Genomic DNA, 23,676 nt, shown 5'->3' on the forward strand with positions numbered 1-23,676 from the left:
GGACGCGAGCGCGACGCCCCCGGGCGGCCGCGGTCGCGGTCGCGGTCGGGCGGCGGGCGGCGGGCGGGCGGATGCGGTGGCGGACGCGCGCCCGGCGCGGTATCCCGGGCCTCCGAAAGAAAAGGAGGCTCTTCATGTCGAGCATGTCCACGTTGACCATGGGCTACGGAGCGCTGCTCACAGCGCTCGGCGTCGGCGGATTCGCGGCGACGAGCGCGCGGACGGCGCTCATCCCGGCCGGCTTCGGGGTCGTCGCGATCGGGCTCGGCCTGCTCGCGCGACAGGAGAGGTACCGCATGCACGCCATGCACGCGTCGGCCATGGTCGGCGTCCTCGGCTTCCTCGGCTCCGCCCGCGGCCTGACCCAGCTGCCGACGCTGCTCTCCGGCGGCGACGTGGCGCGCCCCCCGGCCGTCATCGCCCAGTCCGTGATGGCCGTCCTCTCGGCGGGCTACGTCGCCCTCTGCGTGCGATCCTTCATCACGGCGCGCCGCGCCGCCGCCCGCACCTGAGCGCGGCGCGCGCCGCCTCGCGCACCGAGCGCGCCGCCTCGTCAAGGAGCCCGGCGCCTTCACGGCCCCTTCTCCCCATCGCCGTCCAGCCGGCGCGCTCGGTGCGGTCCTGTCGGGCGCGAGATCCATCGAGCGGCGCGCCCCTGCCGATCCGTAGAGAACGGCCGCTGCGGCCCCTCTCGCGTGGCGCGTGGTGGATGAGCCCCCTCCCCCCTCTGCTCACCCGCCTTACTCTGCACGTCCCATCTCTGCGTGTCCGATCTCCGGGCGTCGGATCAGGGCGCTCGCACGCCGAGGGCCTCTTCATGTCGATTATTTGACAATCCGGACCACCAGTCCGGAATGCTATAAATCCGCGCGCAAAAGCCAGATCGGTGCCCTCGATGCCCGTGCATGATGTACTGTCATCGTCACCAGACCATCAACTACGAGAAGAGCGAGCACCATGCTTCGACGCGTCATTGCATTGGGGCTGACGGCGCCTTTTTTCCTTTCCTGCGAGGGGAGTGGTGGTGTCATCCAGATCTGGAATTGCGAGGAGTGCCTCAAGGGCTGGACCTGCACGGCGGACGCCTGCATCCCCCCGCACTGCAGCAATGACGTCACGGATGAGGACGAGGGAGAGACCGACCGCGACTGCGGCGGCTCGTGCAAGCCTTGCGGCTTCGGCGCCTCGTGCGAGACGGGCATCGACTGCAAGGAGGGCGTGTGTCGCCTGGGGGTTTGCCAGGCTCCGACCTGCGTCGACGGCGTGGCGAACGGCTTCGAGACCGGCGTCGACTGCGGCACGCGCTCGTGCCCGCTCTGCCCCGCGGGCGAGGCGTGCCTCACCGGCGAGAACTGCGGGTCCGGCGTGTGCAGGGAGCGTGTCTGCCAGGCGCCCTCGTGCGACGACGGGGTCCTGAATGGAAGCGAGCTCGCCGTGGATTGCGGGGGGGACTGCCGGGCGTGCCGGTAACCCGGAGCGCCCGGCGAGGCGACCAGGCCTCGCGACCGCACGCCGACGAGGCGTCGGCGCGGGGAGGAGCGCCCCTCGCCTCAGAGGAACTGGACCGCGGGCACCGTCTCCACGCTGACCGTGCCGCCGGTCGCGATCCAGCGGAAGCCATCGATGAGCGCGGTCGAGTCGAAGCGATCGTCGCCGGTGTCGAACAGGATGAACCGGAGCGAGATCTCCTCGCCGCCACGCACCGGCGCGCGGGTCTTGAGCCACCGGGTGCCGCCGTCGCGGCGCGGGCTGAACCCCGTCCCCACGAGCTCGTCCGAGCCGAGCGGACATCCGTCGCAGACATCGAAGAACGCGATATTGACGCTGACCGGCCTCCCCTCCCCGTCGAACGAGAGATTGCCGTTGTACGACCCGGGAGGCGCGGGCGTCGCCAGCGCGACGAATTGATCGTTGAAGTCCTCGCAGACCCACTCCGGGTATTCGAACGTATAGAACTTGAAGAGGAACTCGTAGCCGGTCGCGTTCGTCGGCGCGCGGAGGACGACCTCGAGGCCGACGTCGTCGTTGATGAAGCTGGACGGAGGACAGGAAGGGTTGTCCTGAGGGAACCCGGGCGGCGCGGTGCCGGGACCATAACTCGAGCAGCTCCCGGACCAGCAGGCGTCGGGGTGGCCAGGCAGGCGCGCGCTCCCCGTCGAGAGCGCGAGCAGGCGCGCGCCGCCCTGCACGTGCACGTTGGGGCCGAACCCATCGAAGAGGCCCACCGCGGGCGACCGCTCTGCAGGCGAGCCGTCCCCGCGGACATACCTCGCGGAGAGCACGCCCCACCGCCTGTCCTCGCGGGACGCCACGGCGCACAGGTCGATCGCCTTGGCCCCGTTCGCCGGATCGAAGTCCTCCAGCGAGAGGCCCTCGTCGCACGGCGGCGGCACATCGTCGATCACCCCGTTGCAGTCCTCGTCCGCCGGCGCGGGGATCTGGCCGTTCGCGTCAGGCTCGGTGACCTCGACCTCGATCGCGCCTGGATTCACATTTCCATCAACATCGTTGCAGTCGCCCTCCGCGGGCGTGAACCCGTCTCCGTCGCCGTCCACGTTGGGATCGGTGATGGGGATTGCGTCACCGGGGCCGAGCCCTGGCTCGCCCGGCTCATCGCGCCCGCCGGGGCCGTCCTCGCCGACGGTCCCCGAGGGCTCCTCGCGCCCGTCTCCCCCACCCCCCGGCGCGGACGCGCCGCCCACCGCGGAGCACCCGAGTGCGACGGCGAGCACCGCCATCACGGCCATGCCGGCGCAGGGGAGAGCCAACCGTTGTTCGATCATGCTGCATTTTGCCAGAGAGAGCGGACCAACGTCGCGCGCAACCTCGAGCGGGCGAGCGCAACCTCGGTTCGAATGCGCGGGCAGGCACGCGCAGCTCGGGCAGATGCGCGATCGCCGGACGCGGGCAGGGTCGGGCGCCGCTTCCGGACGCGCTACATCCGCTCCGGCGCCTCGATCCCGAGCAGGCCGAGGCCCTTCGCCAGCACCTCCGCCGTCAGATCGCAGAGCGCGAGGCGCGAGCGGCGCACGTCGTCGCTCTCGGCCTTGAGCACCGGGCAGCGCTCGTAGAACGTGGTGAACGTATCGGCGAGCCCGTAGAGGTAGCCGCACAGCTGGTGCGGCTGGAGCGTCTGGGCCACGTCCTCGACCACCGCCCCGAACCGGAGCAGCTCCAGCGCGAGCGCCCGCTCGGCCGGCTCGCCCAGGAGAATCCCGTCGCCGGCCGGCGCCTTCACCCCGGCCTTGCGGAAGATCGAGCGGACGCGGGCGTGCGCGTACATGAGGTACGGCGCGGTGTTCCCCTTGAGCGCCAGCATGCGATCCCAGTCGAACACGTAGTCCATGACGCGATCGCTCGACAGATCGGCGTACTTCACCGCGCCGACCCCGACCGCCCGCGCCACCGCGCCGGCGGCCTCGGCGTCGAGCTCCGGGTTCTTCTCCCGCACCACCTTCGCCGCGCGCTCCACCGCTTCGTCGATCAGGTCCGAGAGCTTGACCGTGTCGCCGCTGCGCGTCTTGAACATCTTCTTGTCGGCGCCGAGCACCGAGCCGAACGCGACGTGCTCGGCCCGGGCCGGCGGCGCGAGCCAGCCCGCCTCGCGCGCGGTCGCGAAGACCATCGCGAAGTGCTGGCTCTGCGGCGCGCCGACGACGTAGACGATCCGGCGCGCGCCGACCGTCGTGAGGCGGTGGCGGATCGCCGCGAGATCCGTCGTGGCGTAGCCGTAGCCGCCGTCCTGCTTGCGCACGATGAGCGGCAGCGGCTCGCCGCCCTTGCCGGTGAAGCCGGCCGGGAAGACGCAGAGGGCGCCCTCGCTCTCGCGCGCCAGCCCCTTCTGGCCGAGCTCCTCGACGACGTCGGGCAGCATCGGGTTGTAGAAGCTCTCGCCGGCGAAATCCGCGTCGGTCAAGGTCACGCCGAGGCGGCGGTAGACCGACTCGAAGTAGCGCTTCGACTCGCGCACGAGCTGCCGCCACAGCGCGAGCGTCTGCTCGTCGCCGCCCTGGAGCCGCACGACCCGCCGGCGAGAGCGTTCGGCGAACGCCGCGTCACCGTCGAACTTGGCGCGCGCCTGCCGGTAGAACTCGTTGAGATCGCCGACCGAGAGCTCCTGCGAGGCCGCGGCCTCGCCGAGATCGAGCATGTGCTCGATCAGCATGCCGAACGGCGTGCCCCAGTCGCCGAGGTGGTTCTGGCGGATCACGCGGTGGCCGAGCGCCTCGAGCACGCGCGCGAGGGCGTCGCCGATGATCGTGCTGCGGAGGTGGCCGACGTGCATCTCCTTCGCGGCGTTGGGGCCCGAGTAGTCGACGATCACCGTCTCGGGCTCGGCCGCGGGCGCGATCCCGAGCCGCCCGCCGCCCGCCGTCTCGGCGAGCTCGCGCGTGAGGTACGCGTCCTCGAGCGTCAGGTTCACGAACCCGGGGCCCGCGATCTCGACCTTCCGGCAGATCCCGTCGAGCTCCAGGGCCGCCACGATCGCCGCCGCGACCTCGCGCGGCGGCTTGCCGAGGCGCTTGCCGAGCGCCATGGCGGCGTTCGCCTGGTAGTCGGCGTGGGTGGAGCGGCGCAGGGAAGGATCAACCGCGGCGTGCTCGGCGCCGAACGCGGCGGTGATCGCCGCCTGGAGTGCGCGGGCGAGGGCGTGGACGGGATCGGCCATGGCGCATCCTTTGGCCCGGGCGCCCGGCCAATTCAATAGGCAAGCCGGAGCGGCCCCGCCACATCAGCGCACCTTTGACAAAAATCGGGGTAGGCCGGACAGTTCACGCCTCACGTGAGCGCTCCCCTGCCCCCTGCCCCCGGCGATCCGCCGCCCGCCGCGAGCAACGCGCTCGCGGAGAGCGCGGCGGCCCAGCTGGTCGGGACGGTCCTCTCGGACCGGTACCGGATCGTGGAGCTCGTGGCGACGGGCGGGATGGGCGCGGTCTACAAGGCCGAGCACCTGCTCCTGCGCAAGTGGCTGGCCGTGAAGCTCCTCCTGCCCGCGGCGAAGGGCTCTCCGGAGCTCACGGCGCGCTTCGAGCGCGAGGCGATCGCGGGCGCGCACATCCAGCACCCGAACATCGCCTCGGCGACCGACTTCGGCACCCTCCCCGACGGCTCCCGGTTCCTCGTGCTGGAGCACGTCCGCGGCACGACGCTCGATCGCATCATCAAGAAGGGCCCGTTGCCCGCCCCGCGCGCCGCGGAGATCGCGCGGCAGATCGCGGCGGCGCTCGCCGCGGCGCACGAGCGCGGCGTCATCCACCGCGATCTGAAGCCGCGCAACGTCATGGTCGAGGACGGCACCGACGCCGTGAAGCTCATCGATTTCGGCCTGGCGAAGGTGCCGATCGAGCGCCTCTCCACGACGGACGCGCACAGCAGCGAGGCGCGGCCCGACGCCGGCCGGATCACGCTGAGCGGCATGGTCTTCGGCACGCTCGCGTACATGGCGCCCGAGGCGGCGCAGGGCATGGATCACGTCGACGAGCGCTCCGATCTCTACGCGCTCGGGCTCATCCTCTACGAGATGCTCGCCGGGAAGCACCCGTTCGACGCGATCCTGCCCGTCGAGATCTTCCGCGAGCAGCTCCACACGGCGCCGCCGCCGCTCCGGCTGCGCGCCCCGGGCACGGCGGCGCCGCGCGAGCTCGAGGCGCTCGTGATGCGCATCCTGCGCAAGGACCCGGCGGAGCGCCCCGCGAACGCCCGCGCGCTGCTCGCGGCGCTCGACGCGGCCGTGCCGAGGTCCGAGGCGCTCGGCCTCCTCCCCTGGAAGGAGCCGCTCTCGAGCGGATCGTGGCGGCTCAGCGACCCGCTGCGCGCGATCCCGCACGCCATGCCGCCCGAGCTGCCGGCAGGGCAAGATCGCGCGGGCGCGGCCGGCGGCGCCGCGGCCAGGGGCGGCGCGGCAGGCGGGGCCGCGGCCGGCAGCGCCGAGGCCGACGCGTCCGGCCTGCAGCTCGGCGCCGCCGGGGCTGACGGCGAGGCGCCCGGGAAGGCAGCGCGCGGGGCGGCAGGAGGCCGGCCACGAGCGAGGAGGCGCGCGTGGGGCTGGATGCTCGGGGTGGCCGCCGTGGCCGCGATGGGCGCGGCGGGCGCGCTGCTCCTCGGCCGGCTGCCCGCGGGCGCAGGCTGGCTGCGCGCGGGCGCTCCGGCGGCCGCCGGTCCGGAGCTCCAGCCGGCGCCCGCGGCGGCGCAGACGGCCCCCGCCGGGGCGCCGGCCGCCCAGGCGCAGGGTGCCCTCGGCGCCCCTCTGCAAGCCCCCTCCGCGGCGCCCGTCGCGAGCGCCTCGGCCCCCGGGTCGGCCGACGTCGCGGCGGCGCTGGACGCGGGCGCGGCGGACGTGGGCGCGCCGGACGCGGGCGCGGCGCTCGGCGGCCCGGAGCCGATCGAGGCCGCGGGCCTCCCGGCCGAGCGCGAGCGCCTCGTGGCGGCGGTCCGGGCGAAGCGGTGGGGCGACGCGGAGAGCGCGCTGCTCACGCTGCTCGAGAAGGATCGCGCCGCCTTCGAGCAACGCGACGTGATGACGGCCGCGGCCGCCGTCGCCGTGAAGAGCTCGTACCGGACCGGCGGCCGCGCGGACGCGATCTTCGACGCGCTGGAGAGCCGCCTGGGCCCGGAGGGCCTCGACATCGCCTACGAGATCTGGAGCGGCTACGGGGGCACGCAGGGCGGAAAGCGCGCGGCGGCGCTGCTCCGCCGCCCCGAGGTGCTGAAGCGCGCGAGCGTCCCGCTGCGCATCGCCGTGGCGCTGCGCGAGGCCCCCTGCCGGCGCAAGGAGGCGCTCTTCGAGCGCGCGGCGCTCGAGGGGGACGCGCGCGCGCTCGTGTTCCTGGAGATGCTCCGCTCGTCGCAGTGCCAGCCGCGCATCGGGCAGTGCTGCTTCCACCACCACGAGGGGCTCGAGCGCGCGGTGCGCGCCCTGCGGGACCGGCTGCGCTACTGAGCCGACCGCGCCCGCGAGGCGCGGGCTCCCGGCGCGACGCGGCCCCGAGGGCCGCCGAGATGGGCTAGGCTCGCGCCCCCCGGGTTCCACGGCGCCCAGGAGGCCAGAGCACGGCGACGGGGCGACCGGCGACGCGCGGACGACAAGGACGAAGGATCAGGAATGAGCGACAAGACGAATGAGGAGATCTACAGGGCGTATCTGCTGGCGTACGCGTGCAGCGGCGACGCCTCGAAGGTCGCGGTGCTCCAGGACGCGCGCCCGCTGACGGCGGTGGTCGCCGCCGCGCTCGCCCTGGCCGAGCGCGACCGCCAGGCGAGCGAGCCGCCGGACACGTGGGATTCCCTGAGCGAGCGCCTGCAGGCCATGTTCGATGAGTTCGATCCGCACGGGTACGACCTGGCGAGCGGAGGCGACGAGTCGCTCGAAGAGGACGACGAAGACGACGAGGACGAAGACGGCGACGAGCCGATCGCCTCCTGAGCCGCCCGGGGGATCCCCCTCGGCGCACTCCGCGCCGCTCACGGACAAGGCCACTCGCCCGGCGCTTGCGGGCGAGTGGCCACGCGGCGGTCTCTCTCGACCGGCTGGCTCACCATCGCCGTCGAGGAGGCCCCGTGGCGCAGGACCGCGGCATTCACTGGAGGTCGCATTCCGACATGCCCGGGCAACAGTAGCGGACGCCGCCGAACGCCTCGCTCTGAAAACACACGTACGCGCCCTGGCTAGGATAGTAGTACGTCCAGAAGAAGCACATCTCATCGCTCGCGCTTCCGCCATAGGCGACCAGACGATCCGAGGGGTTGTTCCACGTACAGGTAAGGTTGAACCCGCCGCCCGGATCGAGCTGGAACGGCGGGTCGTGATAGACCGTGGCCGGCTCGCTCCATGACCAGCGCTCGACGTCATAGACCGGCGTCTCCGGACCATCCGGCCCCGGTGAGGCGGTGACGAGCACGTTCGTGCCCAACCGGTGCGTGTGGCCCGTGACCCCGAAGAACTTCACGTCCCCGAGCCCGTCGGGTGGGCTGATGAACACGGGCCCGAGCGTCGCCGTGGAGCGAGGCTCGATGTAGACGTCCAGGTTGCCGAAGTAGAGAAAATCGGCTTCGTGCTCGAAGCTGTCGTCGTCCATGGCGACCAGCGTCGTGGTGGCAGACACATCGATCGGCTCGGGCGTTGCGTTGAGGTAATGCATCTCGAGCCGGATCATCTGACGTGGCTGGATGGTGATGCCGACGCTGCCGGGGAATTCGAGCGTCTCCTCCCGCTTCTGCGCGATCATGAGGGGCGCCCCCTTCGAGGGATCTCCGATGTCGGTGAACGGCGAGCAATCGAAGGGCTCTGGCCGCTCCTCCACGTCGTTCGCTCGGTACACCACGAGGTGGTGGCTTCCAGCCGGGAGCTCGTTGCGTATCCGGCCGATCTTCTTGGCCTCGGCGTTATCGAGCGCTTTGATCACACATTGCGTGCTTTCGACCCCGGGCTGGACCGTGATCGGGCCGAAGGCGACCGAGTAGCTCTCGGGCCCCGTCCCCGCGCCCGCGCCCGCGCCGCTGCCCGCCCCCTCTCCCCCGGCGCCCACGCTCGTGTCCTTGTGCCCATCGCCGCCGCACGCGGCGACCGCCCATATCAACCCCAAAGGGGCAAAGAGGTAGACTTTACCACGCCGCACCATCATGTCTCCTCGACAACCGCTGCCATTCGACACGAAGACGGCAGCAACCTGCGCACAGACGAAGAACCGCCATCGCTCGGCGCACTCCGCGTTCCATCGAGCGCACAAAGCGCCCCCGACGAATCGGCGGCAGCGCGCCGGCGCAGAGGGCCCAGCGCCGGCGCGCTTCACGCGCACACCATCCATACGGAGATGGGACTCAATTTTCACTATGGACGTTTCGATCCGAGACGACAAAGCTCGAGCTCATCACCGCCCCGTCCACACGCCACAACCAACACCACAAGGGTCAATTCACGCCTTCGCGCGACTCGACAGACACACGCTTATAATCATAGTAGCAGGTGTCGGTGCAGCTCTCCGCGTAAGCAGCCGCCGCAATACGGTATTTCGTTCCGGAGCCGAAACTGATCGAAGAAGAACCAGTATCGAGCACGGCGTTACACGAAACACCGGCCCAAGATCCATGGGCATGGACTGTCCCCTCGTTGGTCCATGACCCACCGGAATACGTGTACCCCGTGAAGACGAGGCGCATCCGCTCACACGCCGACTGCGTCGTTATCTCATCATTCCACTTCACGTAAAGATCATCATGCTGAGTGAATTCGACCACAAACCTCGCACAAATAGGCGCACTGTACGTATCGCCAGCCGACTGAGCCGTCCACTCTAGCGTCGTCTTGGTCGCGTCGGCAGTGATGGTCGACCAGCCGCAGCTGAACACCTCGTCTGCAGCGTCGCCTACGAGCTCAGCAGATGCCGGGTCGCTTCCGTCGCTCCCATCGACGCTGCCACATGCGACGATCGTCGAAGCCGCCGCGGCGCAGAGAATGAACATTGCAGCGAAACGCTTACCGATAACCTTCATAATACCACTCCATCCTTATTCGCATTGCCATCGAGGACCTGGACCGACGAACAGTCAACCACCCATGCAACAGGACGGTCACCGGCAACGCAGCGAAGAGCGTGAACGCGTCTGTCGGCGCAAAGGTCGCAGGGAGTGCTCCCTCCGCCCAGAGCCTCTTTCGACGCCTGCCCCAAGCAACGCGTATGCCAGCGGGGCAACTGGGTCGCACTGGCCGCCTCGATGGCCTCGTCAGGGCTGGCAGCAGCACAAATCAGCGGCAAATCCTGCCGAGGTAAGCTCGTCGGACGCAGAAGAAGGGGCGCTCCTCCCATCGTTCCGATGAGTGAGCTGAGGTTGTCACGCTGCGACCGTGACATGTCACCGTTGCAGTGTGACATGTCACACTGCAACGGTGACATGTCACGCTGCAACGGTGACATGTCACGCTGCCGCTGGAAGCGTGGAAGAGCGAGGGGCGCCGCCCGCTTCGTCTCGACCTCGTTCAGCGCTGCCTGGCTGGAGAGCTCCGCCGCGGACCGCGCCGCGGCGGACGCGCTCGATCAGAGGCAGAGCCCGATCACGAGGAGGAGGTGCCCGGGTCCCTCACGTGGAAAGCGCGCTGTTCAGGAAGAGCAGGCTCTCGCGGAGCGCAGGCGCGTCTCGCAGGGCACCAGGGCAGCGTGCGCCGCGCGCCCCTCACGCGCCGAGCGTCGCGCCGTTCGAGGCGATGACGCCGCGATACCAGTGCGCCGAGTCCTTGAGCACACGCCTGCCCGTCGGGTAGTCGACGAAGACGAGGCCGAAGCGGTGCTTGTAGCCGTGAGCCCACTCGAAGTTATCCATGATGGACCAGTGGAAGTAGCCGTTCACGACCGCGCCCTCGGCCATCGCCCGGCGGAGCTCGATCAGGTGGCGCGCCATGAAATCGATGCGCTGGGGATCGTGCACCTTCCCGTCAAGCGAGATCCAGTCCCGGGTCGACAGGCCGTTCTCGGTGATCACGATGGGCCGCTTGTACCGCTCGTAGAAGAACCTGGGCCCCCAGTAGAGGCACTCGGGGGTGACCGACCACTCGAACGCGGTGATCGGGTGTCCCACCGGGTGGGGCACCACCTCGGCTGCGCCGTTCGCCCCGGCGCGCACCGGGACTCCCCAGTAGACGTTCACGCCGCAGAAATCGACCGGCTGCGCGATGATCTCCATGTCGCCGCTCCGGACCTCGGGCAGCTCGTTCGCGAACAGGCGGAGCCCGTCCTCGGGGTACCTGCCGAAGAACACGGGATCCATCCACCACGTGTTGGTCCACGTGGTCCGCGCGTTCACCGACCACGTGGCCGCGCGCGCCGCCTCCAGATCCTCCGGCGACGAGGTCGCGGGGTATTTGACCTGCGCGACGGGCGCATAATAGACGTTGCTCCGCCCGGGGCTCGACGCGCGGATGGCCTGCACCGACTTGCCGTGCGCGAGCAAGACGTGGTGGCAGACGCGGAGGACCTCGGCGAAGCGCAGCCGGTCGCCGGGCGCGTGGCGCCCCTCGTAGTGGCCGGCGCCGGCGAACACCTGAGGCTCGTTGAGCGTCATCCAGTCCTTCACCCGATCGCCGAGCTTCCTGACCACGACGCTCGTGTACTCGGCGAACCAGTCGGCGCTGTCGCGGTTCAGCCACCCGCCCTTGTGGTAGAGCGCGAGAGGAAAGTCCCAGTGGAACAGCGTGATGTGGGGCTCGACGCCCGCCTCGAGCAGCGCGTCCACGAGGCGATCGTAGAACGCGAGCCCGCGCTCGTTGACGGCGCCCGTGCCCTCCGGGAGGACGCGCGGCCACGAGGTGCTGAGTCGATAGGCGCGGAGGCCGATGTCGCGCATGAGGGCGACGTCCTCCTGGTACCGGTGGTAGTGGTCGCACGCGACGTCGCCCGTCTGGCCGTTCCACACGGCGTCCGGCTTCCTGCAGAACATGTCCCACACGGACGGCCCCTTGCCGTCCTCGTGCGCGGCGCCCTCGATCTGGTACGACGCCGCGGCGGCGCCCCACAGGAACCCTTCCGGAAAGCCCTTCTCGCTCTGCTGTCGCGTCATGGTGGCCGCCACCATATCAAAGGCGGCCGCGTTTCGGCGCCGCGGCGCACCGCGGCGTCAGCCAGCGTCGCGCGCCTCGTAGCCGGCCTCGCGCACGGCCGCGAGGAGGGCCTCCGCCGTCGCGCTCCCCTCGACGACCGCCTCTCCGCGCTCGAGGCTCACCTCGCTCACCCGCGTCACGCCAGGGACCTTCGCGAGCGCCTTCGAGACCGCCTGGACGCAGTGGCCGCAGGTCATCCCTTCGATAGCGATTCTACGCATCTCCCCCCTATGCCCGCTCGATGCAGCAGCGTCAACGAGGGCACGTCGGTTGCGCCGGTTGCGCCGGTTGCGCCGGTTGCGCCGGTTGCGCCGGTTGCGCCGGTTGCGCCGGTTGCGCCCGCGTGATGTGCTCTCCAGCGTGACGGCTCTCGAGCACACGGCGCTTGTCGGCCACGGCGGCGTGCACATCGTCGAGGGCGCCGGGGGGACGCGCCGCCATGCGCTCCACCTGGTCAAGCTGGTGGTGCCGGTCGAGGGGCCTCTCGAGATCGAGGCCGAGGTCGGGCGGCCGTTCGAGGTGCGCGCGCCCGTGCTCACCGGCGCCGGGGTCGCCCATTCCATCGGCTCGCCCGGCGCGACGGTGACGACCTTTCTTGCGCCCGAGGGGCTCGGCGCCGGCGCGCAGGCGGCCGCCCGCGGGCGGGTGCTCGTCCTCGAAGGCGCGCAGGCCGAGCGGGCGCGCGCGGCGGCGCGCGACGTGCTCCGGGGCCGGCTCGATCACGCGGCGACGCACGCGCTCATGAGGGCGTGCGCCGGTGCGTTCGCGCCGGGCGGCCCGCCGGTCGATCGCCGCGTGCTCCGCGCCATGCGCCGCCTGGCGGAGCAGGCGCCGGGCCGCCCCGCGCTGGGCCCGCTCGCCGCCGCGGAGGGCCTCTCTCGCTCGCGGCTCTCCCACCTGTTTCACGGCGCCTTCGGCCACCCGCTGCGCGATTACGTGACCTTCCTGCGCGTGCGGTCGGCCATCGGGGCGCTCATGGACGGCGCCCCGCTGGCGCAGGCGGCGCTCGCCGGCGGCTTCCACGACCAGGCCCACCTGGCCCGCGCGATCGTCGCCACGCTGGGCCGCACGCCGGGCTCGATCGCTCGCAGCCGCTTCGTACAAGCCGAGGCCACGGCCGGGGCCATGGTGATCCCCTGAACCCAAGGAGGATCCATGCCCCCCCGCGCTGTCGGCGCAGCCCGCGTCGCCCTCGGCCTCATCGTCCTGCTCGGCGGCATCAACGGATTCGTGCGCGTCGTGCCGGTCCCCGAGCCGCTCCACCCGTTCATCCAGCTGCTCGTCGACAGCGGCTACATCCTCGCCGTCAAGGTCGTCGAGATCGCCGCCGCGGTCCTGCTCCTGCTCGACCGCCGCCGCCCCCTCGCGCTCGCGCTGTTATGGCCGGTCGTGGTGAACATCGCCCTGTTCCACCTTCTGCTGGACCCCCGCGCCGGCATCAACGCCGTCGTCCTCCTCGGACTGCTCGGCGCCCTCACCTGGCATGATCGCCACGCGTTCGCGCCGCTCCTCGCCGAGGGGCGGTCCGGCTCGCCCGCCCCGAAGGGCGACCCGGCGCGCGGAGAGCGCGCCTCGCTCGCCTAGACCCCGATCACCTACGGCGCGCTGTCCTGGAGCACGCCGTCGGGCACGAGGCGGAGCGAGCGGACCGCGCCCTCGCGCGCGAGCAGGAGGGCGCCGAGCACGCCGGCCTCGCCGCCCAGCGGAGAGGCGACGACCGGCACGTCCGCGCCGCGGACGGCGTGGCGCGGCAGCCCTTCGCGCACGCCGGCAAGGAGGATGTCGGGCGCGGCCAGCAGCTCGCCGCCCAGCACGATGAGCTGGGGGTTGAGCAGGTTCAGCAGGACCGCGATGCCGCGCGCGAGCTGCGTGCCCGCCTCGTGGAAGATCGCGCGGGCGCTCTCGTCGCCGGCGAGCGCCGCGCTCGCGACGGCGCTGACCGCGTGCGGGCGAGCGAGCGCCGCGAGCTGGGGTGAGCGCGCCGACGCCGCCTCGGCGGCGCGCCGGAGCGCCATGACCGAGGCGAACGTCTCCAGGCATCCGCGGCGCCCGCAGCCGCAAGGAGGGCCGTCGTCCGCAACGCGGCAGTGGCCGATCTCCCCGCTGTACCCCTGCATCCCGAAGAACAGGCGTCCATCGGCGACGAGGCCCGCGCCGACGCCGAGCCCGACGTAGATCCACACATACGACGCGTTCCCCCGCGCCGCGCCGAGCTCCCCTTCCGCCACCGCCGCTGCCTGAGGCAGGTTGTACACAGGCACCTGCATGCGAAGCGCGCGGCTGAGCTCCGCGCGCACAGGGAACCGCTCCCAGCCCAGGTTGGGCGCAAGCACACAGACGCCGCTCGGCCGCTCGATCAGCCCGGGCAAGACCGCGCAGGCGCCGCGCAGCCGCTTCCGCGGCACCCCACTCAGCTGCAGCACCTTCGGCAAGAGCTCAACGATATCGCGGACCGTCCGGTGCGGATCGCGCAGGACGGTGGGCTGCTCCAGCCGCGCCCGCAGCCGCCCGCGGGCGTCGGCCACGGCCACGGCCGTCTGCTCGACACCGATCTCGATCCCGAGGAAGGCCGCGCTGTCGTCGTTGAACTCGAGGAGCCGCGCTGGGCGCCCGCCGCGCGATTCGGTCCCGACATCGCGGACGCTGCCGCTGTCGAGGAGCTCCTCGATGATGGCCGAGACCGTCGGCTTGGTAAGCCCGCTCAACCGCGCGAGGTTCGTGCGGGAGATCGGGCCGTGCTCTTGCACGAGGTCGAGGACGAGGGAGCGGTTGAGCTCCCGAGGGGTGCGGTTGTTCGCCGTCTTGTCGTTGGCACGGACCATTCGAGCAAAACCAGACTTAGCCGTCCTCGCGCAGCAAAAGCAAGGGGGGTCGCAACCGAGCTGTCACGAAAGCGCGCGCGGCGAGCGCTCGTGGTCTCCCGGCCTCACCCGTGGTTCCCTGCCCGCGCTTCCCCGCGCTTCCCCGCGCTTCCCCGCGCTTCCGCCCTCTCCCGGCACGTCTTCCCGCTTCCTCTCGTCCACCCCGCGCGTCGCTGCCTCGACGCTCCTCCACCCCGCGGTGCGTCGGCTGTTTATGTCAGCATCACAATCGTCGCTGCCCGGACGGCCACCGGAGCAGCGACCCTCCCCCTTCCACGTAGCAAACTGCCCCGCTTCGGGGGGTGGGCTCCTACAGCCCGCACCCCCGTGTGGCGGAACGCCGCATCGCCGCATGTGAGGTAGAAACAGGGAGCGCTCGCGGTCTCCTCGACGTCCGACCCGCCCGGACCTGGCGATCGCCCCGCTCCCGCTCCCGCGAGGCCGCGAAGCTCCGCGGCGGGCGGGCTCATCTCTTTTTCAAGGGAACACCGATTGCAGACGGCAACGAACGAGAAGCGGTGGATGACAGACGGCAGGCGCTCATCGGCAATCGACGCTCAATGAACGACAAACGGCAAACGCGGGAAGCGAGCAAACACCGGGTCGATGAGCGCAGACGCCGTGGGGCGTGAAGTGAAGGAGAGCGTTCGTCAAAGCGCTGGAGTCCTGACATGCCGACGCACTGTCACCCCAGGTCGAGCCAGGGCTCGACGCGTTGGAGGACACGGCGACACCGCGCAGCGATGCGTTGCCCAGCTCGCGCGCGATGCGCATGGCCGAGGAGACGCCCGGAGCGCCGGGCCGCTTCCTCACGAGGAGTTTTCACGATCATGAAGATGACACATGTTCTGGGTGCAGTGTTCGCTGCGACGCTCGCCGCCTGCACGGCGACATCCGATGATACCGAGTTCGCGGATGCGGAGGAGACCGGGGCCGCCGAGGGCGCGCTCGCGGTGAGCGACGTGGCGGCAGCACCGGCGTATCTCGATCACGAGAGCGGCTTCACCCGCGCGCGGCCCGGCGGCATGTGCGGGGGCATCGCCGGCATACGCTGCGCGGCGGGCCTATATTGCGACTTCGCCCCGGAGGCGAGCTGCGGCGCGTACGACCGGAGCGGCACGTGCGAGCTCATGCCCGACGCGTGCCCGCAGCACTACGATCCGGTGTGCGGCTGCGATGGCCGCACGTACAGCAACGGCTGCGTCGCGGCCACGGCCGGCGTCTCGGTGAGGAGCGCGGGGGAGTGCGGCCCCACGATCGTGGGGGTCGGCGAGAGCTGCGGCGGCTTCACCCTCGGCGGGCCGCGCGTCTGCGGCGAGGGGCTCTACTGCAAGTACGCGCCCTCCGCGATCTGCGGGCGCGCGGACGCGTCCGGCACCTGCGCGGAGAAGCCCGAGGTGTGCACGAAGGAGCTCGCGCCCGTGTGCGGCTGTGACGGCCAGACGTACGCCAACGCGTGCGCGGCGGCAGCGAGCGGCACCTCCGTCGACGCGCGGGGCGCGTGCGCGGACGCGCCGATCGAGTGAGCGAGATCGCCGCCCCGCGCCGCCGCTGCTCGAGCGAGAGGAGCGCGGGCGGCGCGGCGCGCGTTCACGGCTGCTTCTCGACGGACTGCACGTCGAGCTGGATGAACTGACCGACGTACGGCTCGGGCGCCGGGGGGACGCCGTCCACGACCAGATGCTTGAAGTTGGCGATGCTGATCTGATTCGGATCCTCGCCCTTGAAGGACACCTTGGATCCGCCCCGGATCGGAATGGTCTTCGTGTGGTCGATCTTGAACGTGTCGTGCCCCACGGTGGGGCTATCGTTGAGCCAGTAGACCTCGGCCGGGTCGGAGACAGAGATGCTGTAGCGGTTGTACGTCGCGTTGTCGGGTGTACCGCCCACGCGGAAGTGCATGCCGTCGGGCGTGCCGCCCTTGTAGGTCTCCGGCTCGACGACGCCGCGGAGCCGGACCGTCACCAGATAGACCGTGTCGGGCGAGCCGCCGAACGTCTTGGTCTCGTCGACCAGCGCCGAACACGCACACTCGTCGCTGTTGCCCGGGTCCTGGTCGCACGGCATCTCCCAGCGGAAGCCGTCGATGCTCTCGGCCGCGGCGAGCAGGTCTTCTTCCTGGCCGCCGCTGCCACCGGCCCCGCCGCTGCCGCCGCTGCCACCGCTGCCGCCGGCCCCGCCGCTGCTGCTGGAGCTCGCGCTGCTGGAGGCGCTCGTGCTGGCGGCCGTCGAGGCTCCCCCGCCCGACCCCGCAGCGCTCGTCGTGCTGGAGCTGGACTGGTCGTCCGCAGGCGGGTCGGAATCGGAGCCGCAGGCGAGAAGGACCATCATCGCAGGGACCACGATCAGAGAGATTCTCATTTTACACCAGTCCGGCGAGGGCGCCGGCAGTAGAGGCTGGGGACGCGAAACGTCGTTGCCTTGATATTCACGGCCCGTTCGCGTGACCATGTCAGGTTCGTGAGCGGCCCGGTGCACTACCGGACGAAGCCAAAGGAGGACGTGCGACCGACAATGTGAACGTTCACATGGCGGGCGTCAACGCGAATCGACCGACCCGCGGGGTTCCTCGAGCGCGCGGGGGGCGGGGCCGAGGACATGGGCCTGCGCTCGCGGTAGGATGCCATGGCACCCGGGGCGCCGCGCTCCGCCGCGCCGCCTTCACGCTTTGCAGCGAGGTTGAACATGAGATCCCGGATCTCTGCCCGTCGGATCCTGTGCGTCCTCCTGCTCGCGCCGCTCGCCCTCGGGATGGGCGTCAGCGAGCAGGAGTTCCTGTGCGAAAACGCGGCTGCGCATCTCGAGGAGTGCTGTCCGTCGTTCGCCGCGGCTCCCGCGCTCTGCCAGCAGAACATCGGCTGTAACGGGAACGAGGAGCTGTGGCTCACGGCCGACGAGAGCCGGTGCATCCAGGAGAGGGAGTGCGGCGACCTCGTCGCGAGCAACGTCTGCGAGCAGGCGGCCGCGCGCATGAAGCTCGCCGAGGGGGGGAGCGCGGGCGTCGCGCGCCCGGTGGTGTGTCGATGAGGCGACGTATCCGCTCGTCGAGGCGGCGATGGGGCGGCGCGGCCGCGCTCTGCGGGCTCCTCGCCCCCGCCCTCGCCAGCGCGCAGGAGCCGCCGTCGACCGCGCCGCCTGGGGCGCCCGCGCCCGAGGGCCCGGAGGGGTGGAAGCGCGGCTTCGGCGTCAAGCTCCACGCCGGGGGCTCGTGGCAAAGCTTCTATTCCCTCTCCATCTATGGAGCGAGCTTCGGCGCCGCCGCCGGAGGCACGCTCGAGCACGTCGCGCTCTGGGGAGGGTTCGAGGGCTTCGTCGGCGTCACCGAGTTCGGCCTCCCCGCGCGCATGTTCCGCCCGAGCTTCGCGGTGGAGACCCACCTCGGCGATTTCCGGCTCGGCGGAGGCGCGGGCCTGCTCCTGCTCGCGGTGTCCCGGGCGACGTCAACGTCGTCCATGACCTCCACGGCGTTCGGGTTCAGCGGGCACCTGAGCTACGACCTCGTCACCCTCGATCAGCACGCGATCTACCTCGAGGCCCGGATGAACGTCGATCTCGCCTCGGCGATCCTCTGGGGGCCCTCTGGAGCCCTGGGCTTTCGCTACTAGAGCGGCGGTCACCCGCTTCGGATACGGGCCCATCTCGACGTTTTCGGTGCTCAGCGCACCGGAGTGCGCTTCCGCGCCGAAAACGCCGATCTGGACCCGTCTCCTGTGCGGGTGACCGCCGCTCTGCGACGCTCGTACCAGGCTCAGCTGAAAACCGCTCTAATTCTACCCACCAGGAGTCCGGCCAGGGATCCGGAGAGAGATTTCTAACGCAAAGACGCAAAGGCGCGAAGACGGATCTCTGACCTGCGCAACCAGAGACGGCCTTGGGCGCCGCGGCGCTACGGCTCTCCGCCGCCGACGCTGCCCTCGCCGCGCCGGTGCACCCGCGCCCGCCGCTCCCGGTTCCTCGCCACCTTCGCCGCGCGGCTCGCCATGAGCTCCGGCGTCGGCTTGCGCCCGAGGTGCGGCACCTGCTCCGCGTGGTGCTCGTCGAACGACCCAGGCTCGCTGCCGAGCTCGAAGATCGCGACCTCCCGCTGGCCCCGCTCGCCAAGGCGCAACGGCATCACCGCCGCGCCGATCCCCGCCCCGACGTAGACCGCCCCCTGGCCAGGCTCCCCCCGCTTGCGCGTGCCGTAGAGCCCGTGAATGTACCGGTGCCCGGCGATCTTGCCGATCGAGAGCTCGTTCAGGCGCGCGACCGTCACCTGGCCCGCGTGCGTGTGGCCCGACAGCACCAGCGGGATGCCATGGCGCCAGAGCCCGTCCGCCTCCTCGGCGATGTGCGAGAGGCCCAGCGTCGGCAGGTCGCGCCGCATCCCCTTCACCGCCTTCTCGAGCGACGCATGGCCCGTATACGCGTCGTCGAGCCCCACCACCTGGAGCCGCTCATGACCCAGCGTGACGACCGTGCTCGCGTTGCAGAGCACCGCGGCGCCGCCCCGCTCGAGCGCGCGCTTCACCGCGTCGGCGCCCGACCAGTGATCGTGATTCCCCAGCACGGCGATCACCGGCGCCTCGAAGCCGCGCACCACCTCTTCCAGCTGATCGAGGTAGAGCTGGCTGTGACACACGAAATCGCCCGTGAGCACGACGAGGTCGGGCCGCTGCAGGTTCGTCAGCGCGACGGCCGCGCGCTGCACCCGCACCGACGTCACGCGACCGACATGCTGATCGGTCAGGTGGGCAATCCGGAGCGACGACATCTGATCCAGATAGGCCGCCGGCCCCGCGAAACGCCGGAGCCGAATCCCCATGGTCGGGTCCGCTCCCTCGGGCGCCGCCACCCCCCCGGAGGCGCCAGCGCCTCGCGTGAAGAGCCTCCGCCACCGCTCCCTCGCAGGTACTGCGCTGCTCACGATGGCCGAGTGTACGGGTGAGGCTGAATGGCCGCCACCTTTTCTTTCGTCGAAGACGCCTTGACGCCTCGGTTCACGTCGGTTCAGCGGAGCGCAGCAATGCGTCGACTTGCGCGGCGTGCGCGTCGCGATCGCCGCCGTCCGCCGCCTGGCCGCACGCGGGACAGCGCCGATCTTGGAAAACTCCGCGCTCGTGCGACTCAGGCATCCATCATCGCGCCTGAGCTCGTCGGATCAGGTCGCGATCGATGGATGCCAGGGTAGGACAGCCGGCGAGCGCCATGGCGATCGAGAGCTCGTCGCGCAACCCCGCGAGCACGCGCGCGACGCCCTCGCCGCCGAGCGCGGCGAGCCCCCACAGGACTGGGCGTCCGACCAGCACCGCGCGGGCGCCGAGCGCGATCGCCTTCAGCACGTCGGTACCCCACCGGATACCGCCGTCCATCAGCACCGGGCACCTCCCGGCGACCGCGTCGGCGATCGCCGGAAGGGCCTCGATCGTCGCGGGGGCGCCGTCGAGCTGCCGCGCGCCGTGGTTGGAGACGACGACGCCGGCCGCGCCCGCCTCGAGCGCGCGGACCGCGTCGTCCGGCCTGACGATGCCCTTGAGCAGAATAGGGAGCCTCGTGAGCGAGGCGAGCCACCCGACGTCGCGCCACGTCAGCGAGGCGTCATGTCGGGAGGCGACGTAGGACGCGAGCAGAGAGCCCCGCTCCTCGGCCGGCGCGGCCGTCGCGACGTCGGCGAGGTTCGCCATCACGAGCCCCTCGGGCAGCGCGAAGCCGTTGCGCACGTCCGCTATCCGGCGGCCGAGGACCGGTGTGTCGACGGTCAGCATCAGCGCCCGGTAGCCGGAGGACTCGGCCCGCTCGACGAGGGCGCGCGTGAGGCCGCGATCCTTGTGGACGTAGAGCTGGAACCACTTCGGCCCTGGAGACGCGCCCGCCACCGCCTCCAGGCTCGTCGTCGAGAGGGTGGAGAGCGTGAAGAGGGTGCCGAGCTCGGAGGCCGCCCGCGAGGAGGCGATCTCGCCGTCGGGGTGCGCGAGGCGCTGATAGGCCGTCGGCGCCACGAGGATGGGGAACGGCACCCTCGTGCCGAGCACCGTCGTGCTCATGTCCCGCTCGGCCACGTCGACGAGGACGCGGTAATGGATCTCGAGGCGGCGGAACGCGCGCCGGTTCTCGCGGAGCGTGCGGCCCTCGTCGGCGCCTGATCGGTAGTAGTCATAGGCCATCTTCGACAGCCGGGCGCGCGCTGCGCGCTCGAAGTCGTCGACGGTGAGCAGCGACGGGGCGGGGCGAGGGTCTTGCACGGTGTTCTCCTGGAGATCCCGGCGGCGCGTCCCGACCGCAGGGGGCGCCCATTCTACCAGCTGGCCCCGCGACCAGCCGGCTGGCGAGCGCGCTTCCCCGCAGCCCTGCGCGGCCGCGGCGCCCGTGGGAGCTCGTCCGCGCCGGGCGAGGGGCGCGTCCACCACCGGGCCTCCGGGCGACCGCCCTCGAGCAGGGGGCGCAGGCCTCGATCTCAGTTGCAGGCGGCGAACTGCCCGCTCGCGGGCTGGTTTCCGGCCTTGAGGTCGAGCATCGCTTCGACGGTGGAGCCGTTGATGTCGGTCGCGCGGACGTGATAGGGCGCATTCCCCATGTTCCCGTCGCCGACGACGAAATAGTTGTACGGCTCCCGCGTGGCCGTCTTCCACGTGCCGTTGATCTCCACCTCCAGCTTTTCGATCGGGTGCGCGTGCCCCTCGACGAGGATCTGGTTCCAGGCCACGTTGGTCGGCTCCTTGAGCCGGAAGGAGACGGCGCCCGTCGTCGGGCACGGGATGTACCGCCAGGAGATCTTCCCCGCCGCGCCGCCGTTCGTGGTCCCCAGATACCCTTCGCGCTCTTCGCCGATCTTGAGAAAGGCGTTCTTGCTGAGATCGATGTGGCCCGTCTTGCACTTCGGGTTCGTGCCGATCGGGCACTGGTCCACGACCATGGCCTGCACCTTGCGACCGTCGTCCCGGGAGACCTCGACGCACGCGCCGCACATCGCCGCCGCGTTGTAGTCGGCGGTGTTCATGGCGGCGAAGTACTGGCCTCCGCCGAACGGGACGTGCCCGACGACGTCCGGGTTGCGTCCGACGATCGGGTAGCTGCAGTTCACCTCGGTCGAGCCCATGTCGAGCGTGTAAAAGGTGATGGATCCGTTCGCGTACTCCGCGGGATAGTCGCAGCTCACCGGCTGGCTGCCCGTTCCCGTCGAGGTCGTCGCGCCGGTGCTCGTGGCGCTGGGCTCGCCGCCGCCGCCGCCGCTCGTCGAGGAGGTGGAGCCGGTCGTCGTGGAGCTGCCCGGGCCAGCGCCCGCGCCCGCCGTGACGCCGTCCCCGCCTCCTTCTCCTGCCCCAGCGCCGGTGCCGGCGCTGGCGCCGACCGCGCCCGCGCCCCCCGACCCGCCGGCGGCGGACGAGGCGCTCTCCGCGCTGCCAGCGTCACCGCCGCCGCCGTCGCTGCAGCCAGCGACGCCGAGCGCGATCAGCGACACGAGCGGCCATGAAATGCCCCTGGGCATAGAACCTAGCTTCATCTCGACTCCTTAAGATTTACGGTAGGGATGGATTCGCGAATCCACGCGGTTGGCTTATCACGGCCCCGCGGCGCGCTGCTCGATGAAGGTGCCGGCCGCCGTCGTGTACGCGATCCACAGCGAGCCGCCGCGATCCGCCTCGATCGCCACGTGCTTGAACGACTGGCCCTCCACAGCGACGCAGCGCGCGTGGAACCGCCCTTCGCCGTCGAGCTGCCCGAGCTCGAGCGCGTGGCGCGCCCCGGGCTCGCGCGAGACAGGCCGGACCCGGGCCACGTGGATCGGCGAGACGCCCTGCGTGGCCGCGATCGGCGCGGGGCTGAGCCCGTTCGGGTAGAGCGACCAGACCGCGGGCATGTCGTCGCGCGGCGCCTCGTCGACGCGGATCGCCGCCATGCCGAACGCCGAGATGTCCTTCGACGCCGGCAGGAGCACGTACGCAGGCCCCGAGGCGCCGATGGCGAGCGCGCCGCCCATCCGCGATTCCCCCGCGTCGCCGACGAAGACGACAGCGTCAGGGCCGAGCTCGAGCTTGCCTTCCGCCGTGAGCCCCAGCGTGCGGGCGTGCACCGGCGTCAGCGCCGCCCGCGCGTCGATGTACATCGCGAGCGCGCCTCCCTTCCAGGGCGCCAGCGCGACGAAGGTGGCGCCGCTGCCCTCCTCGGAGAGCGGCACGGCGGCCCCGTCGTCGAGCACGGCGAAGGCCTGCGTCACGGCGCCCTCGCTCGTCTTCCGATCCGAGAGGAACGCGAGCAGCGTGTGCCCTCCGGGCAGCGCGACGGCGGAGATCCCCGTGCCGCGGCGCCCGGCGCCGATGGGCGGCCCCGCGCCGCCGCCGAGCGGGGTCCTCCGGATCGTGCCGCCGTGATCCATGCAGTACACGAACCGGGAGGCCACCGCGCACGCCGGCCACGAGGCGCGCGCAGGATCGCCGCTGCCGTTCCCGGCGTCGGGCGCGTCGGGTGCGTCGGGCGCGGCCTCCGGGGGCGGCGAGCCTGGCGCGGTGAGCCCGCCGAACGACGGCGCGACGTGCTGCGCCACGCCGTCGCGGTTGAAGATCACCCGGAAGTCGGCGCGCTCCGCCTCGTCGGGAGACCAGAGCAGCGCCGGCCCCCGGAGCGAGAGCGAGAGCGGCCCTCGGCGCAGCTTGCAGCCTGCGCCCGGCGCGGCGGCGTCCGGCGCTGCCGCGTCTGGCGCTGCCGCACCTGCCGCCGCTGCGTCCGGCGCCGCTGCGTCCGCCACCCCCGCGTCCAGCGACGGCGCGCTCGCGGCGCTGGACGCGGGGGTGGCGGACGCAACGGAGGGCGCCGGCGCGGCAGCACCCGCGTCGGGCGCCGGCCCGGCGCCCGGCGTACCCGAGCCGTCACGGCAGGCGGCGAGCGCCGCCAACACGAGCACGCGCGCGCCCAGGGGGGGATAGCTCACCACCGCGGCCCGACTCCGAGCAGGGCCTGGATGTTCCCCGAACGCATGCGGAAGCTATCGGGCGAACGGCGTGTAGCGTCAACCCGGGAATCATCGCCGGATGCCGTGACGTTCAAGCGCGTCGCACCGAGTCGAGATCCAGGGCTCGGCGAGGGAGACCCAGAGAACACAGCACCGCTTTCCGCTCGGCAGCCGCTGTGCCTATCCGATGCAACCTGCCTGAACCGTCAGCGCACCTGGCGATGAAGATCGAACCATCAAGGCGCCAAGGACGCGAGAGAGACGGAGAGATCTCCGCCTCTCTCGCGTCCTTCGGCGCCTCG

Annotated in this window: 21 protein-coding genes; 9 read left to right on the forward strand and 12 right to left on the reverse strand. The window is 71.5% G+C overall.

Going from position 1 to position 23,676, the window contains the following annotated elements:
• Positions 1-134 precede the first annotated feature (134 nt).
• Positions 135-512, forward strand: a complete 378-nt coding sequence (locus tag WMF44_RS41195; protein WP_012240265.1) for a hypothetical protein — start codon at positions 135-137, stop codon at positions 510-512.
• Positions 513-957: 445 nt separating this feature from the next.
• Complete coding sequence (locus WMF44_RS41200; protein ID WP_012240266.1) at positions 958-1,470, forward strand: hypothetical protein; 513 nt, start codon at positions 958-960, stop codon at positions 1,468-1,470.
• An 80-nt stretch (positions 1,471-1,550) separates the two neighbouring features.
• Here WMF44_RS41200 and WMF44_RS41205 read toward each other — a convergent pair whose 3' ends face one another.
• Both WMF44_RS41205 and argS read right to left on the reverse strand, forming a co-directional pair.
• A complete protein-coding gene (locus WMF44_RS41205; protein ID WP_437295522.1) occupies positions 1,551-2,783 on the reverse strand; it encodes a choice-of-anchor L domain-containing protein in 1,233 nt (410 codons plus the stop codon).
• 152 nt (positions 2,784-2,935) lie between these two features.
• Positions 2,936-4,669, reverse strand: coding sequence for an arginine--tRNA ligase (argS, locus tag WMF44_RS41210; RefSeq protein WP_437295523.1), 1,734 nt, complete (start codon positions 4,667-4,669; stop codon positions 2,936-2,938).
• Positions 4,670-4,783: 114 nt separating this feature from the next.
• On the opposite strand from argS, the gene WMF44_RS41215 reads away from it, so the two are divergent.
• Complete coding sequence (locus WMF44_RS41215) at positions 4,784-6,940, forward strand: protein kinase domain-containing protein (RefSeq protein WP_437295524.1); 2,157 nt, start codon at positions 4,784-4,786, stop codon at positions 6,938-6,940.
• Between the two features lie 162 nt (positions 6,941-7,102).
• Complete coding sequence (locus WMF44_RS41220) at positions 7,103-7,423, forward strand: hypothetical protein (protein WP_437295525.1); 321 nt, start codon at positions 7,103-7,105, stop codon at positions 7,421-7,423.
• Between the two features lie 154 nt (positions 7,424-7,577).
• On the opposite strand, the gene WMF44_RS41225 is transcribed toward WMF44_RS41220, so the two are convergent.
• The 4 genes from WMF44_RS41225 to WMF44_RS41240 all read right to left on the reverse strand — a co-directional run bounded on the left by WMF44_RS41225 (position 7,578) and on the right by WMF44_RS41240 (position 11,808).
• The gene (locus WMF44_RS41225) at positions 7,578-8,621 is read right to left on the reverse strand and encodes a hypothetical protein (RefSeq protein WP_437295526.1); all 1,044 of its coding nucleotides are present in this window, start codon (positions 8,619-8,621) and stop codon (positions 7,578-7,580) included.
• A 286-nt stretch (positions 8,622-8,907) separates the two neighbouring features.
• The gene (locus WMF44_RS41230) at positions 8,908-9,489 is read right to left on the reverse strand and encodes a hypothetical protein (protein WP_437295527.1); all 582 of its coding nucleotides are present in this window, start codon (positions 9,487-9,489) and stop codon (positions 8,908-8,910) included.
• Between the two features lie 678 nt (positions 9,490-10,167).
• Positions 10,168-11,547, reverse strand: coding sequence for a GH1 family beta-glucosidase (locus WMF44_RS41235; RefSeq protein ID WP_437295528.1), 1,380 nt, complete (start codon positions 11,545-11,547; stop codon positions 10,168-10,170).
• A gap of 57 nt (positions 11,548-11,604) precedes the next feature.
• Positions 11,605-11,808 carry a CopZ family metallochaperone gene (locus WMF44_RS41240; RefSeq protein ID WP_437295529.1) on the reverse strand — a complete coding sequence of 68 codons (204 nt, stop codon included), beginning with the start codon at positions 11,806-11,808 and terminating at the stop codon, positions 11,605-11,607.
• 139 nt (positions 11,809-11,947) lie between these two features.
• Here WMF44_RS41240 and WMF44_RS41245 point away from each other — a divergent pair, with 139 nt between their 5' ends.
• Together WMF44_RS41245 and WMF44_RS41250 are read left to right on the forward strand one after the other, a co-directional pair.
• Entirely contained in the window at positions 11,948-12,727 is a 780-nt protein-coding gene (locus WMF44_RS41245) for a helix-turn-helix domain-containing protein (RefSeq protein ID WP_437295530.1), read from the forward strand.
• Between the two features lie 15 nt (positions 12,728-12,742).
• Positions 12,743-13,171: a membrane spanning transport protein gene (locus WMF44_RS41250; protein ID WP_437295531.1), complete on the forward strand. Its 429-nt coding sequence runs from the start codon at positions 12,743-12,745 to the stop codon at positions 13,169-13,171.
• Between the two features lie 11 nt (positions 13,172-13,182).
• Here WMF44_RS41250 and WMF44_RS41255 read toward each other — a convergent pair whose 3' ends face one another.
• Positions 13,183-14,409: an ROK family protein gene (locus tag WMF44_RS41255; RefSeq protein ID WP_437295532.1), complete on the reverse strand. Its 1,227-nt coding sequence runs from the start codon at positions 14,407-14,409 to the stop codon at positions 13,183-13,185.
• A gap of 869 nt (positions 14,410-15,278) precedes the next feature.
• Here WMF44_RS41255 and WMF44_RS41260 point away from each other — a divergent pair.
• Positions 15,279-15,974: a Kazal-type serine protease inhibitor domain-containing protein gene (locus tag WMF44_RS41260; RefSeq protein ID WP_437295533.1), complete on the forward strand. Its 696-nt coding sequence runs from the start codon at positions 15,279-15,281 to the stop codon at positions 15,972-15,974.
• A 64-nt stretch (positions 15,975-16,038) separates the two neighbouring features.
• On the opposite strand, the gene WMF44_RS41265 is transcribed toward WMF44_RS41260, so the two are convergent.
• Entirely contained in the window at positions 16,039-16,809 is a 771-nt protein-coding gene (locus WMF44_RS41265; RefSeq protein ID WP_437295534.1) for a hypothetical protein, read from the reverse strand.
• A 324-nt stretch (positions 16,810-17,133) separates the two neighbouring features.
• Between WMF44_RS41265 and WMF44_RS41270 the strand changes: the two genes are divergently transcribed.
• Together WMF44_RS41270 and WMF44_RS41275 are read left to right on the forward strand one after the other, a co-directional pair.
• Positions 17,134-17,475 carry a hypothetical protein gene (locus WMF44_RS41270; protein ID WP_437295535.1) on the forward strand — a complete coding sequence of 114 codons (342 nt, stop codon included), beginning with the start codon at positions 17,134-17,136 and terminating at the stop codon, positions 17,473-17,475.
• Positions 17,472-18,053, forward strand: coding sequence for a hypothetical protein (locus tag WMF44_RS41275; RefSeq protein ID WP_437295536.1), 582 nt, complete (start codon positions 17,472-17,474; stop codon positions 18,051-18,053). The genes WMF44_RS41270 and WMF44_RS41275 overlap by 4 nt, the downstream gene beginning before the upstream one ends.
• A gap of 281 nt (positions 18,054-18,334) precedes the next feature.
• On the opposite strand, the gene WMF44_RS41280 is transcribed toward WMF44_RS41275, so the two are convergent.
• The 4 genes from WMF44_RS41280 to WMF44_RS41295 all read right to left on the reverse strand — a co-directional run bounded on the left by WMF44_RS41280 (position 18,335) and on the right by WMF44_RS41295 (position 23,353).
• Entirely contained in the window at positions 18,335-19,252 is a 918-nt protein-coding gene (locus tag WMF44_RS41280; RefSeq protein ID WP_437295537.1) for a metallophosphoesterase, read from the reverse strand.
• Between the two features lie 313 nt (positions 19,253-19,565).
• On the reverse strand, positions 19,566-20,669 hold the full coding sequence (locus WMF44_RS41285; RefSeq protein WP_437295538.1) for an alpha-hydroxy acid oxidase: 1,104 nt from the start codon (positions 20,667-20,669) through the stop codon (positions 19,566-19,568).
• A 212-nt stretch (positions 20,670-20,881) separates the two neighbouring features.
• Positions 20,882-21,928: an expansin EXLX1 family cellulose-binding protein gene (locus tag WMF44_RS41290; RefSeq protein WP_437295539.1), complete on the reverse strand. Its 1,047-nt coding sequence runs from the start codon at positions 21,926-21,928 to the stop codon at positions 20,882-20,884.
• 57 nt (positions 21,929-21,985) lie between these two features.
• On the reverse strand, positions 21,986-23,353 hold the full coding sequence (locus WMF44_RS41295) for a hypothetical protein (RefSeq protein WP_437295540.1): 1,368 nt from the start codon (positions 23,351-23,353) through the stop codon (positions 21,986-21,988).
• Positions 23,354-23,676 lie beyond the last annotated feature (323 nt).

Origin of the sequence: Sorangium sp. So ce426, from assembly GCF_051475585.1 — a bacterium.
Taxonomy (GTDB): Bacteria; Myxococcota_A; Polyangia; order Polyangiales; family Polyangiaceae; genus Sorangium; species Sorangium cellulosum_B.

Coding starts and splice junctions, on each gene's coding strand:
- WMF44_RS41195 (WP_012240265.1), top strand. CDS start 135: ATGTCGAGCATGTCCACGTTGACCATGGGCTACGGAGCGCTGCTCACA.
- WMF44_RS41200 (WP_012240266.1), top strand. CDS start 958: ATGCTTCGACGCGTCATTGCATTGGGGCTGACGGCGCCTTTTTTCCTT.
- WMF44_RS41205 (WP_437295522.1), bottom strand. CDS start 2,783: ATGATCGAACAACGGTTGGCTCTCCCCTGCGCCGGCATGGCCGTGATG.
- argS (WP_437295523.1), bottom strand. CDS start 4,669: ATGGCCGATCCCGTCCACGCCCTCGCCCGCGCACTCCAGGCGGCGATC.
- WMF44_RS41220 (WP_437295525.1), top strand. CDS start 7,103: ATGAGCGACAAGACGAATGAGGAGATCTACAGGGCGTATCTGCTGGCG.
- WMF44_RS41225 (WP_437295526.1), bottom strand. CDS start 8,621: ATGATGGTGCGGCGTGGTAAAGTCTACCTCTTTGCCCCTTTGGGGTTG.
- WMF44_RS41230 (WP_437295527.1), bottom strand. CDS start 9,489: ATGAAGGTTATCGGTAAGCGTTTCGCTGCAATGTTCATTCTCTGCGCC.
- WMF44_RS41235 (WP_437295528.1), bottom strand. CDS start 11,547: ATGACGCGACAGCAGAGCGAGAAGGGCTTTCCGGAAGGGTTCCTGTGG.
- WMF44_RS41240 (WP_437295529.1), bottom strand. CDS start 11,808: ATGCGTAGAATCGCTATCGAAGGGATGACCTGCGGCCACTGCGTCCAG.
- WMF44_RS41250 (WP_437295531.1), top strand. CDS start 12,743: ATGCCCCCCCGCGCTGTCGGCGCAGCCCGCGTCGCCCTCGGCCTCATC.
- WMF44_RS41255 (WP_437295532.1), bottom strand. CDS start 14,409: ATGGTCCGTGCCAACGACAAGACGGCGAACAACCGCACCCCTCGGGAG.
- WMF44_RS41260 (WP_437295533.1), top strand. CDS start 15,279: ATGAAGATGACACATGTTCTGGGTGCAGTGTTCGCTGCGACGCTCGCC.
- WMF44_RS41265 (WP_437295534.1), bottom strand. CDS start 16,809: ATGAGAATCTCTCTGATCGTGGTCCCTGCGATGATGGTCCTTCTCGCC.
- WMF44_RS41270 (WP_437295535.1), top strand. CDS start 17,134: ATGAGATCCCGGATCTCTGCCCGTCGGATCCTGTGCGTCCTCCTGCTC.
- WMF44_RS41275 (WP_437295536.1), top strand. CDS start 17,472: ATGAGGCGACGTATCCGCTCGTCGAGGCGGCGATGGGGCGGCGCGGCC.
- WMF44_RS41280 (WP_437295537.1), bottom strand. CDS start 19,252: ATGGGGATTCGGCTCCGGCGTTTCGCGGGGCCGGCGGCCTATCTGGAT.
- WMF44_RS41290 (WP_437295539.1), bottom strand. CDS start 21,928: ATGAAGCTAGGTTCTATGCCCAGGGGCATTTCATGGCCGCTCGTGTCG.